At 63.7% G+C, this 15,409-nt stretch carries 14 protein-coding genes and 1 pseudogene; 13 read left to right on the top strand and 2 right to left on the bottom strand.

The window, feature by feature from the left end:
- Nucleotides 1-50 precede the first annotated feature (50 nt).
- The 8 genes and pseudogenes from N7E70_RS17905 to N7E70_RS17875 all read left to right on the top strand — a co-directional run bounded on the left by N7E70_RS17905 (nucleotide 51) and on the right by N7E70_RS17875 (nucleotide 6,594).
- Nucleotides 51-1,247, top strand: a complete 1,197-nt coding sequence (locus N7E70_RS17905; RefSeq protein ID WP_269441408.1) for an ABC transporter substrate-binding protein — start codon at nucleotides 51-53, stop codon at nucleotides 1,245-1,247.
- Between the two features lie 60 nt (nucleotides 1,248-1,307).
- Nucleotides 1,308-1,592 (top strand): DUF1330 domain-containing protein, encoded by a 285-nt coding sequence (locus tag N7E70_RS17900; RefSeq protein ID WP_263007169.1) that lies wholly within the window; start codon nucleotides 1,308-1,310, stop codon nucleotides 1,590-1,592.
- Between the two features lie 45 nt (nucleotides 1,593-1,637).
- Nucleotides 1,638-2,405 carry an ABC transporter ATP-binding protein gene (locus tag N7E70_RS17895; RefSeq protein ID WP_263007168.1) on the top strand — a complete coding sequence of 256 codons (768 nt, stop codon included), beginning with the start codon at nucleotides 1,638-1,640 and terminating at the stop codon, nucleotides 2,403-2,405.
- On the top strand, nucleotides 2,398-3,111 hold the full coding sequence (locus N7E70_RS17890) for an ABC transporter ATP-binding protein (protein WP_263007167.1): 714 nt from the start codon (nucleotides 2,398-2,400) through the stop codon (nucleotides 3,109-3,111). The genes N7E70_RS17895 and N7E70_RS17890 overlap by 8 nt, the downstream gene beginning before the upstream one ends.
- 5 nt (nucleotides 3,112-3,116) lie before the next feature.
- Nucleotides 3,117-4,025: pseudogene (locus tag N7E70_RS30860) on the top strand (branched-chain amino acid ABC transporter permease); the annotation flags it as partial.
- Between the two features lie 126 nt (nucleotides 4,026-4,151).
- Nucleotides 4,152-5,060 (top strand): branched-chain amino acid ABC transporter permease, encoded by a 909-nt coding sequence (locus N7E70_RS30855; protein ID WP_331461943.1) that lies wholly within the window; start codon nucleotides 4,152-4,154, stop codon nucleotides 5,058-5,060.
- A complete protein-coding gene (locus tag N7E70_RS17880) occupies nucleotides 5,057-5,812 on the top strand; it encodes an SDR family NAD(P)-dependent oxidoreductase (RefSeq protein WP_263007165.1) in 756 nt (251 codons plus the stop codon). The genes N7E70_RS30855 and N7E70_RS17880 overlap by 4 nt, the downstream gene beginning before the upstream one ends.
- A complete protein-coding gene (locus N7E70_RS17875; RefSeq protein WP_263007164.1) occupies nucleotides 5,809-6,594 on the top strand; it encodes an SDR family NAD(P)-dependent oxidoreductase in 786 nt (261 codons plus the stop codon). Before N7E70_RS17880 ends, N7E70_RS17875 begins: the two co-directional genes overlap by 4 nt.
- A 77-nt stretch (nucleotides 6,595-6,671) precedes the next feature.
- On the opposite strand, the gene N7E70_RS17870 is transcribed toward N7E70_RS17875, so the two are convergent.
- Complete coding sequence (locus N7E70_RS17870) at nucleotides 6,672-8,210, bottom strand: class I adenylate-forming enzyme family protein (RefSeq protein WP_263007163.1); 1,539 nt, start codon at nucleotides 8,208-8,210, stop codon at nucleotides 6,672-6,674.
- 104 nt (nucleotides 8,211-8,314) lie between these two features.
- Nucleotides 8,315-9,070: an SDR family NAD(P)-dependent oxidoreductase gene (locus N7E70_RS17865; protein WP_263007162.1), complete on the bottom strand. Its 756-nt coding sequence runs from the start codon at nucleotides 9,068-9,070 to the stop codon at nucleotides 8,315-8,317.
- 226 nt (nucleotides 9,071-9,296) lie between these two features.
- On the opposite strand from N7E70_RS17865, the gene N7E70_RS17860 reads away from it, so the two are divergent.
- From N7E70_RS17860 to N7E70_RS17840, 5 genes are all read left to right on the top strand, one after another.
- Entirely contained in the window at nucleotides 9,297-10,307 is a 1,011-nt protein-coding gene (locus N7E70_RS17860; protein WP_263007161.1) for an NADPH:quinone oxidoreductase family protein, read from the top strand.
- Nucleotides 10,304-12,397: a 3-hydroxyacyl-CoA dehydrogenase NAD-binding domain-containing protein gene (locus N7E70_RS17855; protein WP_263007160.1), complete on the top strand. Its 2,094-nt coding sequence runs from the start codon at nucleotides 10,304-10,306 to the stop codon at nucleotides 12,395-12,397. Before N7E70_RS17860 ends, N7E70_RS17855 begins: the two co-directional genes overlap by 4 nt.
- 49 nt (nucleotides 12,398-12,446) lie before the next feature.
- Nucleotides 12,447-13,325: a CoA transferase subunit A gene (locus tag N7E70_RS17850; RefSeq protein ID WP_263007159.1), complete on the top strand. Its 879-nt coding sequence runs from the start codon at nucleotides 12,447-12,449 to the stop codon at nucleotides 13,323-13,325.
- Between the two features lie 11 nt (nucleotides 13,326-13,336).
- Entirely contained in the window at nucleotides 13,337-14,137 is an 801-nt protein-coding gene (locus tag N7E70_RS17845; protein WP_263007158.1) for a CoA-transferase subunit beta, read from the top strand.
- 64 nt (nucleotides 14,138-14,201) lie between these two features.
- Nucleotides 14,202-15,404, top strand: coding sequence for an acyl-CoA dehydrogenase family protein (locus N7E70_RS17840; RefSeq protein WP_263007157.1), 1,203 nt, complete (start codon nucleotides 14,202-14,204; stop codon nucleotides 15,402-15,404).
- Nucleotides 15,405-15,409: the final 5 nt, after the last annotated feature.

Raw genomic sequence — 15,409 nt, 5'->3', positions numbered from 1 at the left:
GGCGCGCATCCAGACCGGCACCAAAGCCTACGTCCCTGGGGAGGAATGACATGAAGAAATCCATTCTCGCGGCAGCTTTGCTGCTGTCGACCGCGCTGACTGCCGCAGCACAGGACGCCAGCGTCAAGCTCGGCGTGCTCAACGACCAGAGCTCTTCCTTCTCCGCGCTCGGCGGCACCGAGGTGACCGAGGCAGTCAAGCTCGCAATCTCCGACTTCGGCGGTCAGGTGCTGGGCAAGCCGATCGAACTGGTCTCGGCCGATCATCAGAACAAGCCCGAGATCGCACTGTCCATCGCCCGCGAATGGCTGGAGCGCGACAATGTCGACGCGCTGTTCGATGTCGCCAATTCGGCAATCGCGCTTTCGGTCAACAACCTTTTGGGCGAACAGAAGAAGCTCGGCTTCTTCGTCTCGCCGATGACCGACAAGATGACCGAAGCCGACTGCAACGGCTACGGCATGGCCTGGGCATACGACGCCTATTCGCAGGTGCGTTCGTCGGTCAGCGCCCAGCTCAAGGCCGGTGGCGAGACCTGGTTCATCCTGTCGCCCGACTATGAAGCCGGCAAGGTGTTGGAAGCCGGCGTGAAGACCGCCGTCGAGGAAGAAGGCGGCAAGATACTGGGTTCGGTGCGGGCGCCGCTCGGCACCACCGACTTCTCGTCCTACATCCTGCAGGCCCAGGCCTCGGGCGCCAAGGTTCTGGCGCTGACGGTCAATGGTCCTGAACTGGTCAATGCGCTCAAGCAGGTCCAGGAGTTCGGCCTGATCGACCAGGGCATGCGCGTGGCGCTGACCGTGCTGCACCAGTCGGATGCGCGCGCCATCGGCCTTGAAGCGCTAAAGGGCATCCAGTTTGCCGCCGCCTGGTATTGGAACACCGACGACGCTTCCAAGCACTTCAAGGAAGAGATGCAGAAGAAGACCGGCAATGCTCCGGGCTGGGTTGCGGCCGGTGCCTATTCCGCAGCGACCAATTACCTGAACGCCGTCAAGGCCGCCGGTACCGACGAGCCGACCGCGGTGCTCGCCAAGCTGCGCGAAGGCAAGATCAACGACCTGTTCGCAAAGAATGCGACGCTGCTGCCCAACGGCCGCCTCGTGCATGACATGCAGCTGCTTCAGGTGCGTGCGCCCGGCGAGGCATCCGATGCGCAGGACGTGTTCAAGGTCGTGACCACCGTTCCTGCCGACATCGCCTTCCGCTCGATCGACAAGAGCGCCTGCAAGCTGGCCAAAGGCTGATCCGACAGCGCCGGACGGCACGCTCGCCGTCCGGCGCGTCCACCCGATGGGAGTGACGACTTGCCCGGCTATCTGATCTTCGAGATCGAAATTACCGACGAGGCCGCCTGGCAGCACTATCGTGAGGTCGCCGGGCCGATCATGGCCGCCGGCGGCGGGCGTTTCGTCTTGTCGGGCGATCGAATCGAAAGCCTCGAAGGCGGCTGGCAGCCGGCGACGATCTCGGTGGTCGAGTTCCCGAGCGCTGACGCGGCGCGCCAATTCTACCATTCTGACGACTACCAGAAGGTGGTGGCGCTCAGGCATCTGGCATCACGCGGCAAGGGCATTCTCGTCGATGTATGACGGGCGCCCTGTGCCGCATATTTCCTAGAGTACGTGGAGGACAAGGTGCAGCAAGGCACTGCGGACGACTACATCATCGAGGCGTCCGGGCTGAGCCGGTATTTCTATGGCTTCGCCGCCGTAAAAGACGTCGACCTCAAGGTCCGGCGCAATACCATCCACGCCCTGATCGGCCCCAACGGCGCCGGCAAGACGACGACCTTCAACCTGATCACCAAGTTCCTGCAGCCCAGCGAAGGTACGATCCGATACAACGGCGAGGACATCACCGCGCTGAAGCCGGAAGAGGTGGCGCGCAAGGGCATTGTTCGATCGTTCCAGATTTCGGCGGTGTTTCCGCGCATGAGCGTGCGTGAAAACGTGCGCATGGCACTGCAGCGGCCGACGGGGACCTCCTATCGCTTCTGGCAAAGCGAACGCACGCTCGGCGTGCTCAACGATCGCATCGATGAACTGCTCGACGCTGTCGGCATGCTTTCCTATCGCAACCATGTCGCGGTCAATCTGCCTTACGGTCGCAAGCGCGCGCTGGAGATTGCCACGACGCTGGCGCTGGATCCCGAGATGCTGCTGCTCGACGAGCCGACCTCGGGCATGGGCCACGAGGACGTAGACCGCATCGCCGAACTGATCCGCAAGGTAGCAAGCGACCGCACTGTCCTGATGGTCGAGCACAATCTGTCGGTGGTTTCAGCCCTTTCCGACACCATCACCGTGCTGGCGCAGGGACGGGTGCTGGCCGAAGGCAACTACGATACCGTGTCGCGCGATCCGCGCGTTGTCGAAGCCTATATCGGTGGCGCAGATGACTGAGACTTCCCAGGTGGTGCTCGACATCGCCGACCTGCATGCCTGGTACGGCGAGAGCAAGGCGCTCCACGGCATGAATTTCGACATCCGCGAGGGTGAACTCGTCACGCTGCTGGGCCGCAACGGCGCCGGCAAGACGACAGCGCTGCGCTGTATCATGGGCCTCGTGCGCAAGAAGACCGGTGTTATCACCTATCGCGGTGAGAACGTTGCGAAGCGGGCGCCCGAGATCATCGCCCGGCGCGGCATCGCCTACTGCCCGGAGGAGCGCGGCATCTTCTCGAGCCTGTCGGTGGCCGAGAATCTGGAGCTGCCGCCGGTCATCGCCAAGGGCGGCATGACCGTGGACGAGATCCTCGAGCTGTTCCCGAACCTCAAGGCGCGCTGGCAGAGCCCCGGCACCAAGCTGTCAGGCGGGGAGCAGCAGATGCTGGCCATCGGCCGCATCCTGCGCACGGGCGCCAAGCTTTTGATCTTCGACGAGCCGACCGAAGGCCTTGCGCCGGTCATCGTCAAGCAGATCGCCGTCGTGCTCGAGAAGCTGAAGGCGAGGGGCTTCACCATCCTTCTGGTCGAGCAGAACTTCCGCTTCGCTTCCAAGCTCGCCGACCGGCATTTCGTCGTCGACCACGGCAAGGTGGTCGAGAGCTTCAGCCGCGACGAACTCGCCGGCAATGAAGCCAAAATCCAAGCTTATCTCGGGGTGTGATGGCCATGATGGACCTGATTGGCGTTCCGCCAACCCTTCTTTTCGGCCAGCTTCTCGTCGGCCTCATCAACGGTTCGTTCTACGCCATGATGAGCCTGGGCGTGGCGATCATCTTCGGCATGTTGCGCATCGGCAACTTCGTCCATGGCGCGCAATACATGCTGGGCGCGTTCGGCGCCTGGTATCTCATGCGCTTGCCTGAACTGTTCCCGGGTCTTGGTCTGCCTTCGATCGGCTACTGGTGGGCGCTGGTCATCGTTCCGCTGGTGGTGGCTGTCATCGGCGCGCTGATGGAGCGCATCTTCATCCGCCGCGTCTACGATCTTGACCATGCCTACGGTCTGCTTTTGACCGTCGGCCTCGCCATGGCGATCGAGGGTGCCTTCAACGTCTATTACGGTGCCGCCGGCCAGATGTATGGCGTGCCGGAGTCTCTGAAAGGCGGCATCAATCTCGGATTCATGTTCCTGCCGATCTACCGCGCCTGGGTGATCGTTGCGGCAATCGTCGTCTGCTTCGGCACCTGGTACATGGTCGAGCGAACCAAGCTCGGCTCTTACCTCCGGGCCGCGACCGAAAATCCCGATCTCGTCCGCGCTTTCGGTATCAACGTGCCGCGCCTGCTGATGCTGACCTACGCGTTCGGTGTCGGTCTTGCCGGTTTCGCCGGCGTCATGGCAGCCCCGATCTACCAGGTCAGCCCGCAGATGGGGCAGGGCATGATCATCACCATCTTCGCCGTCGTGGTCATCGGCGGCATGGGCTCGATCTTCGGCGCCATCGTTTCCGGCCTGATGCTCGGCGTGATCGAGGGTCTGACCAAGGTCTTCTATCCGCAGGCCTCGGCAACCGTGATCTTCATCATCATGGCGCTGGTGCTGATCTTCCGCCCGGCTGGCCTGTTCGGCAAGGAGACGACGAGCCACTCGGTCGCCGACGTCTCGTCGGGCCGCTCCGGCAGCTTCCTCGAGAACGGTCGCCTGTGGCTCGCGATCTTCACGGTCGGCGGCGTGGCGTTGCCGTTCCTCGTCTATCCCGTCATGGGCATGAAGATCCTGGTGCTGGCACTGTTCGCACTCGCCTACAATCTGATCTTCGGTTACGTCGGCCTCCTCGCCTTCGGCCATGCCGCCTTCTACGGGGCATCGGCTTATGTGACTGCGCATGCCGCTGCCGCCTGGGGCCTGCCGACCGAGCTCTGCATCCTTCTGGGCGTCATGGTGGCGACGGCGATCGGCGCGTTGTTCGGCTGGCTGGCGATCCGCCGGCAGGGGCTCTACTTCGCCATGATCACGCTGGCGCTGGCGCAGATCATCTATTTCTACGCAGTGCAGGCGCCATGGACCCATGGCGAGGACGGCATCCAGTCGGTGCCGCGCGGCATGCTGTTCGGCGTCATCGATCTCTCCAACACGCTGAACATGTACTACGTGACCCTCGCCGTGTTCCTGGCCGGCTTCGCCTTCATCTACCGCATCATCCACTCGCCGTTCGGCCAGACGCTGAAGTCGATCCGCGAGAACGAGCCGCGCGCCATTTCGCTCGGCTATTCGACCGACCGGTTCAAGCTGATCGCGTTCACGCTTTCGGCGATGCTGTCGGGCGTAGCAGGCGGCCTCAAGGCGATCATCTTCCAGCTGGCGTCGCTGGCCGACGTCTTCTTCATGACCTCGGCCGACGTGCTGCTGATGACGCTGATCGGCGGCGTCGGCACGCTGCTTGGACCAGTGGTCGGTGCGGCAGTGCTGGTGACGCTGCAACGCGAGCTGGCCACCCTCGGTGCCTGGGTCGTGGTGGTGCAGGGCATCATCTTCGTTCTCTGCGTGCTGTTCCTGCGCAAGGGCATCATCGGCACGCTGGAGGAATTCCTGGCGAACCGCGCCGAGCGCAAGGCCCAGCAGACGGCCGACCACACCGAGGCCGCCACCAAAATCACGGCGGCACAATGAGCGCGCCGTCGACTCTGGTCATCGGCATGGGGCCTGGGCTTGGCCAGGCTTTGGTGAAGAAGTTCGCGCGTGAAGGACATCGTGTTGCCTTTGTCGGCCGCCGCGCAGAAGCGATTGCACGCTACGAGCAGGAGCTGCAGGCCGAGGGCCTCGACGTTGCCGGATTTGTCGGCGACGCCGGCAAACCCGAAGAGATGGACCATGTCCATGCGGCGATCCGCGAGCGGCATGGCGATGCCGAGGCGCTGATCTACAATGCCGCCATCATCGAGCCGGCGCGGTTCGTCACGCCGTCGCGGCTGGGCGAGGTGAAATACGGCACCGCCGACGGCTGGAAGTCGCATGGCGAGGCGGCCAGCGTCGACTACGTCGTCGACGCCTTCAGGACCAACGTGGCTGGTGCGCTGCATGCGGCCCAGGCCGTTGCGCCAGGAATGATCGACCGCGGCCGCGGTACGATCCTGCTCACCGGTGGTGTGCTTGCCTTTGGCCCGTGGATCGAATGGGGCGTGACCTCGCTCGGCAAGGCTGCGCTGCGCAGCCTTGGACACTCGCTGGAGAAGGAACTCACCCCTGCGGGTATTCATGTGTCGACTGTCGCCATCCATGGCACGATGCAGGCCGGAACGCCTTACGATCACGATCTGGTCGCCGCTGCCTACTGGCGGCTGCATGTCCAGACGCGCGCAGAATGGCAGCCGGACTTCCACTTCAAGCAGGACGCCGAAGACGGCGGGGATCCCGACGTATGAGCGCGCCCGCGATCAGGTTCGACGGCAAGCGGGTGCTGGTGACTGGCGGCGCCAGCGGCATTGGCGAAACGGTGGCAAGGCTGCTCTCGGATCTCGGCGCACGCGTGGTCATTGCCGACCTGAACCGCGAACAACTCGAACCGGCGCTACAGCGCACCGCAGCAGCCGATGTCACCCAGGGCGACGTCGCAAGCGAGGACGATGCCGAGCGCATGGTCAGGGAAGCGATCACGGCTCTCGGCGGCCTCGATCTCGTTTTCAACTCTGCCGGCATCGGCGACGACCTCGTGCCGGTGCACGACCAGTCGGTGGAACGCTGGCAGCGCGTCATCGACGTCAACCTCAAGGGCACCTACCTGATGTGCCGCGCCGCATCGCGACCAATGCTCCGGCAGAGATGCGGCGCCATCGTGAATGTGTCGTCCATCGTCGGGCTCGGCGGCTTCCCGCGTCGCTCGGCCTATGCCGCGGCCAAGGCCGGGATCAATCACCTGACGCACACGCTGGCCTGCGAATGGGGTCCCTCGGGCATTCGCGTCAATGCGATCGCGCCGGCTTATACGCGCACGCCGATGGTTCAGGCTTTGCTCGAGCGCAAGGCATTCGACCCGACGATCCTGGAACGGCGTACGCCGCTCGGCCGACTGGCGCTGCCGGAAGAAATGGCGCGAGCCGCCGTGTTCCTGTTGTCGGACTGGGCGTCCTACATCACAGGCACGGTTCTGCCGGTCGATGGCGGCTGGAGCGCATTCGGTGGCGCGGGTGATGTGGTGTCCGCTTAGGGACAATGGCTAGGTGTAAGCTGCAACGCAAAAGGCCGCGCATTTGACGCGGCCTTTTGCGTTCTGGTGTCCCGCGTTCACTTGTTCCTGAAATCGTCCAGTCGGTTTTCGCGCAGCGCCAGCACCAGCTCGCGTTTGCGGATCTTGGCGGCCTCGACCGGCATCGTGTCGATGAAGTGGACGGCGCGCGGCGCCTTGTAGGCGGCAAGGCTCTCGCGGCAATAGCGGATCAGCTCATCCGCGGTCGCGTCCTGTCCCTCTGCCTTCACGATGACCGCGACCGGGATTTCGCCCTTGCTCTCGTCGGGCGCGCCGACCACCGCGCACATGGCGACCGCCGGATGCTTGTAGAGCAGGGCCTCGATTTCCAGCGGATAGACATTGTGGCCGCCGGCGATGATGACGTCCTTCTTGCGGTCGACGATGAACAGGTAGCCGTCCTCGTCGACGTAACCGAGGTCGCCCGACTTCCAGCCGCCATTGCCGAAGGCCTCGGCAGACGCCTTTTCGTCCATCCAGTAGCCTTGGGCGACGCAATCGCCCGAGATGATGACCTCGCCGATCTGACCCTGTGGGACGGCGTTGCCTTCGTCGTCGACGATCGAGATACGCGAGCTGCCGACGGGCAGGCCGGCGGAGCCCGGCTTCCGGATGCCTGCCGTCGGCTCCATGACGTTCTGGCCGCTGGTCTCGGTCGAGCCGTAAACTTGCGTGACGCGGGCGCCCGACAACTCCTCGAAGCGTCGGATGACCGGCTGAGGTACAGGTGAGCCGCCCGTCGTGCAGATGCGCAGCGACGACAGGTCGTGCTTGGCCGGATCGACCTCGTTGACCATGTAGACATACATGGTCGGCGTGCCGCCGAAATAGGTAGCCTTGTATTCGCCGATTTCGGAAAGCACACGCTGGGTATCCCAGCGCTCGTGTAGGACGATGGTGCCACCGGTGTACAGGCAGAGGTTGAGCGTCACGGTCAGGCCGAAATTGGTGAACAGCGGCACGGCGCAGAGATAGACTTCCTCGGCAAAGCGCGTGCGGTGCGATACCATCATGTCGCGCAGTGTCGAGCACTGGTTGAACTGCGATTGCGCGGCGCCCTTGGGCGCGCCGGTCGTGCCGGAGGTGAAGAACAGGGCGCAGATGTCGTCCATGTGGCAAGCGACGTCTTCGAATGTCGCGGGTGCCGTGGCCATCAGCGAGGTGAGGTCGTCGGTGCTGCCGTCGCCCGAAACGACCAGGCAATGGGCGAGATCGGCGAACTCGGCCCTGATCTCGGAAAAATAGGGCCAGGTCGAGCTGTCAGCGACGAGCGCCTTCATGCCGGTCTGGGCAACGATCTTGCGCAGCTCGGCGTGGCGGAACATGGCGCTGAGCGGGGCCGGGATCGCGCCGAGGCGCTGACAGGCCCAGAAGCCGATCGCCATCATCGGCGTGCTCGGCAGATAGAGCCCGACGCGGTCACCCTTGGCCACGCCGCGCGCCTTGAGCACATTTGCCAGCTGTGCCGTCAGTTCGGCGAAGCGCACATAGGTGATCGTCTCCTTGTCGGTGACGATGAAGTTGCGCTCGCCGATCAGCCGTGCGTTCCGCGCCAGCACCTGGCTCAGGATTTCCATGCTCGTATTTCCTGCAGTCGAAATTGGGATTTTGTGGCGACTAGAGAACTTGCCCGCATGAGCAGGCATCGTCTGCACAGACTAAGCCAGTCCGGGCGCGCCGGTCATGAAATCAGGATGCCGCCATCGATGGGCAACTGGTGACCGGTCATTTTCCGTGACTCGTCCGAGGCCAGATAGAGTGCAGCATTGGCGACGTCGATGGGTTCGGCGATGCCGAGCAGGTAGGCGTCGAACTGCGCCTTCAGATGCGGCTCGCGCTCGAAGAAGCCGAGGACTCGGTCGGTGGCGACCGCGCCCGGCACCAGCACGTTGACGCGAATATTGTCCTTGGCGAATTCCACTGCCATCGAGCGGGTGAGCGAGATGACGCCACCCTTGGCCGCCGAGTAGGCGTCGCGGTTGGGGATGCCCATGGCCCCGACGATCGACGAGCAATTGATGATCGAGCCGCCGCCAGACTGCTGCATCAGGGGAATCGCGTTGCGGCAGCAGACCCAGGTGCCGAACAGGTCGAGCTTGATGCAGCGCCAGAACTCCTCGAACGGCGCAACCGTCACCGGGCCGTCGGCTGAACTCGAGCCGCCGGCGTTGTTGTAGAGCACGTCGAGCCGACCCCAGGCGTTCATCACCAGCTTGAACGCCGCCTCGACGCTGTCAGGCTCGGTGATGTCTGTCTCGACATAGAGTGCTGTGCCTCCCGATGTATTGATGGAGGAGGCGATGGCCTCGCCCTTGTCGCGGCTGCGGCCGGCCACCGCCACCTTGGCGCCTTCACGTGCAAAGAGCCGCGCCGCAGCCTCGCCAATGCCGCCGGTCGCGCCTGAAATGAATGCCACTTTGCCTGCCAGACGGGCCATGATGATCTCCTCGAAACGTTATCCGCGAACCTGCGCGCCCGGGCGCCTTCAACATCGTCCGAAGGGACTAAGATTGCCGGACATTTCAGCGGCTTGGCGGCCAAAATGCGTGCAGCCTTGTGACTAGTCCCATCAGACGATGTTAGCGGTCTGCCCCTGTCCCATTCCTTGCTTCGATTGAAGAAATTGGCAGTGCCGAAATGGCAGCAACAAGCGGCGCAGGAAAATGAAGGCAGTGATCTGCAAGGAGTTCGCCCCAAGGGCGCAGCTCAGGATCGAAGAGGTCCCCGAACCGGTGGTGAAACCGGGCCAGGTGCTCATCCGCATCGAGGCATGCGGCATCAATTTCTTCGACGGACTGATGGTCGAGGGCAAGTATCAAACCAAGCCCGAGCGACCCTTCACGCCGGGCAGCGAAGCCGCCGGCACGATCATCGCGGTCGGCGATGGTGTCGAGCGTCTGAAGATCGGCGCGCGCGTGTTGGCCTTTGCCGGCATCGGTGGTTATGGCGAGCAGGTCGCGGTCGATGCCTGGAAGGTGTTTCCGATCCCCGCAGAGATGAGCTTCGTCGAAGCCGCCGGCTTCCTGATCACCTATGCGACATCGCACCATGCACTCAAGGATCGTGCGCAGATCAGGCCGGGCGAAACGATGTTGGTTCTCGGCGCTGCCGGCGGCGTCGGGCTGACAGCGGTCGAGCTAGGCAAGCAGATGGGTGCGCGCGTCATTGCTGCCGCCTCCAGCGACGAGAAGTTGGCGCTATGCCGCGAATACGGGGCCGACGAGACGATCAACTATTCGACCGAGGACCTGCGCCAGCGGCTCAAGGAACTGACGGACGGGCAGGGCGTCGACGTGGTCTATGATCCCGTCGGTGGCAACATGACGGAAACGGCGGTGCGCGGTCTGGCACTTTTCGGCCGGCTGCTGGTGATCGGCTTTGCCGCCGGCGACATCCCCAAGATCGCGCTCAACCTTTTGCTGCTCAAGCAGTCGGCTTTGATCGGTGTGTTCTGGGGCGCCTATGCACGCTCGGCGCCGGAGAAGAATGCCGAGAATATCGCCGAACTGATGGACTGGTTCGCCAAGGGCAAGCTCAGGCCGCATATCTCGGCCGAATATCCGCTCGATCGCTTCGCCGAAGCGCTCGACGTCGTCATGGAGCGCACCGTCAAAGGCAAGGTCGTACTGGTGACGGGCAATTCAGGACATAGCAAGGAAGGAGTGCCGGCATGACCGAGCTGCTCGCAAGGACCGTTTCGGTCGCAAAGCAAGGCAACATTCTGGTCGCGACCGTCGACAACCCTCCCGTCAACGCGCTGTCGCATTCGGTCCGGTCCGGGCTGATCGAGGCAGTGAAGGCACTGGAAAGCGATGCCGAGGCGCACGCCATGGTCATCGTCTGCGATGGTCGCACCTTTATCGCCGGCGCCGATATTCACGAGTTCAAGGAACCGATGGTGGCGCCGTTGCTGGGCGAGGTGATCGATACGCTCGACGCGGCAACCAAGCCCATAGTCGCCGCCATTCATGGCACGGCACTCGGCGGCGGCCTTGAAGTGGCGCTTGCCTGCAGCTATCGCATAGCGCTCGAAGGCTCGAAGGTCGGCCTGCCGGAAGTCAAGCTCGGCATCCTGCCGGGTTCTGGCGGCACGGTTCGACTGCCGCGCCTTGCCGGTGTCGAGCAGGCGCTGGCGATGATCAGCGAGGGCGGCCAGATTTCGGCGCGCGATGCCCTGGAAAAGGGCATCGTCGACGAAGTCGTTTCGGGTGACCTCAAAGCGGCGGCAATCGCCTTCACAGGGAAGGTGATTGCCGACGGCGCCAGGCTGCGCCGTACCAGCGACCTGCCGGTGCCGGCATTCGACGCTGCCGTCCTGGAGATGAGCCGCGCCGCATTGGCCAAGAAATACAAAGGCTTCAAGGCACCTCTTGTTGCGGTTGACCTGATCAAGATGGTCACCGAAACGCCGGTCGCCGAGGCCATCGCCCTCGAATACAAGACCTGCAAGGAGTTGCTGGTCTCGCCGCAGTCCAAGGCGCTGCGCCACATCTTCGCCGCCGAGCGCGAGGCGCTCAAGATCGACGGTGTCGACGCCGGGGTGAAGCCGCGCGACGTCAAGAAGGTCGCCATCGTCGGCCCCGGTACCATGGGGCGCGGGATTGCTTCCTGCTTCCTCAACATCGGCATCCCGGTGACGTTGATCGGCCTCACGGATGAAGGCCTGGCTTCCGCGGTCAGAGCCATCGGCAAGATCTATGAAGGCAGCGTCAAGCGCGGCAGCCTGTCGTCCGAAGAGATGGAGCGCCGCATGGCGCTGCTAACTCCGACGACGTCCTATGACGGCATTGCCGACGTCGACCTGGTGATCGAGGCGGTGACCGAAGACATGGCGGTCAAGAAGGACGTCTTCGCCAAGCTCGATGCCGTGCTGCGCAACGACGCCATCGTCGCCACCAACACCTCGTTCCTCGACATCGAGGAACTAGCCGGATCGTCGAGGAACCCGGCGCGTGTCGCCGGCATGCATTTCTTCAACCCGGCCAATGTCATGAAGCTGCTTGAGAATGTGCGTGCAGCCAGTACCGCCGCCGATGTCCTGGCGACCACCACAGCATTGGGCAAGCGCCTCGGCAAGGTGCCTGTGATGGTCGGGCGCTCCGAAGGTTTCGTTGCCAATCGCATGCTTTCCAAGCGTACGCGCGAGGCTCAATTCCTGCTCGAGGACGGTGCGACGCCGCTACAGGTCGACCGCGTGCTAACCGCCTTCGGCTTCCCGATCGGCCCGTTCGCGCTGGCCGATCTCGCCGGCATGGACATCATGGCCGCAGCGCGGGCGGCACGCGTCGCCCGCATGTCGCTGCGCGAGCAGCAGTGCAATATCGTCGACAGGCTGGTGGCCGCTGGCCGCCTCGGCCAGAAGTCCGGCGCGGGCTATTACGTCTATGACGAGAACCGCAAGGCTTCGCACGATCCCGCTGTCGATGAACTGCTGGAAGCGCACCGCAAGGAGCGGGGCTTCACCGCACGCATCATCAGCGACGAGGAAATCCTCGAACGCTGCCTGTTTGCCATGGTCAACGAGGCGGCCAAGATCCTCGACGAGGGTGCGGCGGCGCGACCGAGCGACATCGACGTCATCTGGACCAACGGCTTCGGGTTCCCGACCTATCTGGGCGGCCCGATGTTCTATGCCGATCAGGTCGGCCTGCCGAAGGTCAAGGCGGCGCTCGACAAATATGCGGGCCTTGTGGGCGACCAATATTTCAAGCCGGCCGCGCTGATCGAGCGGCTGGTTGCCGAGGGCAAGGGCTTCTACGGCTGAGGCCGTATCCCTGCCGAAACAGAATGAAGAACAGACGGACTAGGATGCTATGAACAAGGAAATGGACCTGAAAGCGGTCGTCGCCCAGCTGCGCGACGGCATGACGATCGGCTTCGGCGGCTGGGGTCCGCGGCGCAAGCCGATGGCGCTGGTGCGCGAGATCCTGCGCTCGGACCTCAAGGACCTGACGCTGGTGGCTTATGGTGGGCCTGAAATCGGCATGCTTTGTGCTGCGGGCAAGGTCAAGAAGCTGATCTACGGCTTCGTGTCGCTCGACGCGATGCCGATCGAGCCATACTTCCGCAAGGCGCGCGAAGCCGGAGCGGTCGAGGTGTCGGAGCTGGACGAGGGCCTGCTGCTGCTCGGCCTGCAGGCCGCCGGACATAACCTGCCGTTCGCAGCGACTCGCGTCGGCCTCGGTTCCGACGTCATGAAGTACAACCCGCACTTCAAGACGGTGAAGTCGCCGTATGACGACGGCGAAGTGCTGTTGGCGATGCCGGCGATCAAACTCGACGTGGCGCTGATCCATGCGAGCCGCGCCGACCGGCTGGGCAACACCCAGACCGACGGCCCGGATCCGTTCTTCGATGGGCTGTTCGCTCGTGCCGCCGACAAGGTGTTCGTTACCGCAGAGGTGCTGGTCGATCGCATCGGGGATGAATATTCCGACAAGGCCAAGAGCCAGCTGTTCGAACGCTGCCTGGTGACTGGCGTGGTGTCGGCACCGCTCGGCGCACATCCGACGGCCGCGCATGAGGCCTATGGTTGGGACATGGGCCATCTCAAGGACTACGTCGCCTCGGCTGGCGAAGAGGGCGGCTGGCAGCGCTATTTCGACCAATATGTGAAGGGCAACGAGGCCAGCTACGCTGCGACAGTTGGCGGCGAAGCCAAGATCCGCGCCCTGCCGCTCCCCATTTTCTGATCGGACACGACATGACGACTGCAAAAGAATTTACGCTTGCCGAACTGATCGTAGCTGTCGGTGCACAGGCCTGGGCCTCCGATGGTGAGGTTCTCGCCACCGGCATCGGCCCGCTGCCGCGTCTTGCGGCCGGTCTTGCCAAGCTCACCTGCGCGCCCGGCATCATGATGACCGACGGCGAGGCCTATCTCGTCGAGGACCCGATCCCGCTCGGGCCGCGCGGCGACTACAAGCCGAAGTTTTCCGGCTGGATGCCTTACGGCAGGGTCTTCGACAGCGTCTGGAGCGGGCGCCGCCACGCCATGGTGACGCCAGTGCAGGTCGACCGCTACGGTCAGGGCAACATCTCCGCACTTGGCGGCGAGTTCCAGAAGCCTAAGGTCGCCATGCTAGGCGTCCGCGGCTTCCCCGGCAACTCGATCTGCCACAAGAATTCGATGTTCCTGCCCAGCCACTCGAAGCGCACCTTCGTCGAGGGTGAGGTCGATGTGGTGGCGAGCGTAGGCTACAACGCCAAGAACTGGCCGGAGGGCGCCAAGCCCGCCGACGTCAAGCTCGGCGTGGTCATCACCGACCTGTGCGTGTTTGACTTCAACGGTCCCGATCATGCGGCCCAGGTGCTGTCGCTGCATCCTGGCGTCACCTTCGAGCAGGTGCAGGACGCCACCGGTTTCCCACTGCTGCGCGCCGAAGGCATGACCACCACGGCAGCCCCGACCGAGGAACAGCTGGCCATCATCGCCAAGCTCGACCCGCACAATGTCCGCGCCACCGTGCTGAAGGGCAATCCTTCCGGCGTCCGCGCCGCGTGACGACATCGCCGCCGGCAGTCATCTGCCGGCGGTTCTTCCATGGAATGGCATTGGCGGACGCAAGATGGACTTCGAATACAGCGACAAGACGAAAAACCTGCTCGAACGGCTTAATGCCTTCATGGACGAGCATGTCTATCCCAACGAGCGCCGCTATCACCAAGAGGTCGAAGCCGACCGCTGGGGCCATCCGCCTGTCTTGGGGGAACTCAAGGCCAGGGCCAAGGCGGCCAAGCTGTGGAACCTGTTCCTGCCGGATTCTTCGCATGGCGCGGGCCTGACCAACACCGAATATGCACCGCTCTGCGAAGTCATGGGCCGGGTGCATTTCTCGTCGCAGATCTTCAACTGCTCGGCACCCGACACCGGCAACATCGAGACCATCGAGCGCTACGGCACCGAGGCGCAGAAGGCGCGCTGGCTGCCCGGCATGCTCGACGGTTCGATCCGCTCGGCCTTCGCCATGACCGAGCCTGACGTCGCTTCCAGCGACGCGACCAACATCCAGAGTTCGATCGTCCGCGACGGCGACGACTATGTCATCAACGGCCGCAAATGGTGGATTTCAGGTGTGGGCGACCGCCATTGCGAGCTGCTGATCTTCATGGGCAAGACGGATCCGGGTGCTGCCAAGCACCAGCAGCAGTCGATGATCCTGGTGCCGATGGACACGCCAGGCATCAAGGTGCTGCGGCCGATGACGGTGTTCGGCTACGACGACGCCCCGCACGGACACATGGATATGTTGTTCGAGAATGTGCGGGTGCCTGCATCCAACATGCTGCTCGGCGAAGGCCGCGGCTTTGAGATTGCGCAGGGGCGCCTCGGACCGGGACGTATTCATCACTGCATGCGTCTGATCGGTCTTGCCGAACGCTGCCTCGAGCTGATGTGCCGGCGGGTGAAGAGCCGCGTCGCCTTCGGCCGGCCGATCGGCGAACAGTCGGTGACGCTCGAGCGCATCGCCGAATCCCGCATCCTCATCGACCAGGCGCGGCTTCTGACGCTGAAGGCCGCCTATATGATGGACACCGTCGGCAACAAGGCGGCACGCGCCGAGATCGGCATGATCAAGGTGGCCGCCCCGAACATGGCCTGCAAGGTCATCGACTGGGCGATCCAGGCGCATGGCGCTGCCGGCGTGTCGCAGGACTTCGTGCTCGCCAACTATTATGCGCATGCCCGCAAGCTGCGCTTTGCCGACGGGCCAGACGAGGTGCACCGCAACCAGATCGGGCGTCTCGAACTCGCCAAATATTTGGACTGAGCGGG

It is taken from the genome of Aminobacter sp. NyZ550, from assembly GCF_025628925.2.
Classification (GTDB): domain Bacteria; phylum Pseudomonadota; class Alphaproteobacteria; order Rhizobiales; family Rhizobiaceae; genus Aminobacter; species Aminobacter ciceronei.
This window is presented reverse-complemented; position numbering and strand designations above follow the sequence as displayed.

Coding starts and splice junctions, on each gene's coding strand:
- N7E70_RS17905 (WP_269441408.1), top strand. CDS start 51: ATGAAGAAATCCATTCTCGCGGCAGCTTTGCTGCTGTCGACCGCGCTG.
- N7E70_RS17890 (WP_263007167.1), top strand. CDS start 2,398: ATGACTGAGACTTCCCAGGTGGTGCTCGACATCGCCGACCTGCATGCC.
- N7E70_RS30855 (WP_331461943.1), top strand. CDS start 4,152: ATGGGCATGAAGATCCTGGTGCTGGCACTGTTCGCACTCGCCTACAAT.
- N7E70_RS17880 (WP_263007165.1), top strand. CDS start 5,057: ATGAGCGCGCCGTCGACTCTGGTCATCGGCATGGGGCCTGGGCTTGGC.
- N7E70_RS17875 (WP_263007164.1), top strand. CDS start 5,809: ATGAGCGCGCCCGCGATCAGGTTCGACGGCAAGCGGGTGCTGGTGACT.
- N7E70_RS17870 (WP_263007163.1), bottom strand. CDS start 8,210: ATGGAAATCCTGAGCCAGGTGCTGGCGCGGAACGCACGGCTGATCGGC.
- N7E70_RS17865 (WP_263007162.1), bottom strand. CDS start 9,070: ATGGCCCGTCTGGCAGGCAAAGTGGCATTCATTTCAGGCGCGACCGGC.
- N7E70_RS17860 (WP_263007161.1), top strand. CDS start 9,297: ATGAAGGCAGTGATCTGCAAGGAGTTCGCCCCAAGGGCGCAGCTCAGG.
- N7E70_RS17855 (WP_263007160.1), top strand. CDS start 10,304: ATGACCGAGCTGCTCGCAAGGACCGTTTCGGTCGCAAAGCAAGGCAAC.
- N7E70_RS17850 (WP_263007159.1), top strand. CDS start 12,447: ATGAACAAGGAAATGGACCTGAAAGCGGTCGTCGCCCAGCTGCGCGAC.
- N7E70_RS17845 (WP_263007158.1), top strand. CDS start 13,337: ATGACGACTGCAAAAGAATTTACGCTTGCCGAACTGATCGTAGCTGTC.
- N7E70_RS17840 (WP_263007157.1), top strand. CDS start 14,202: ATGGACTTCGAATACAGCGACAAGACGAAAAACCTGCTCGAACGGCTT.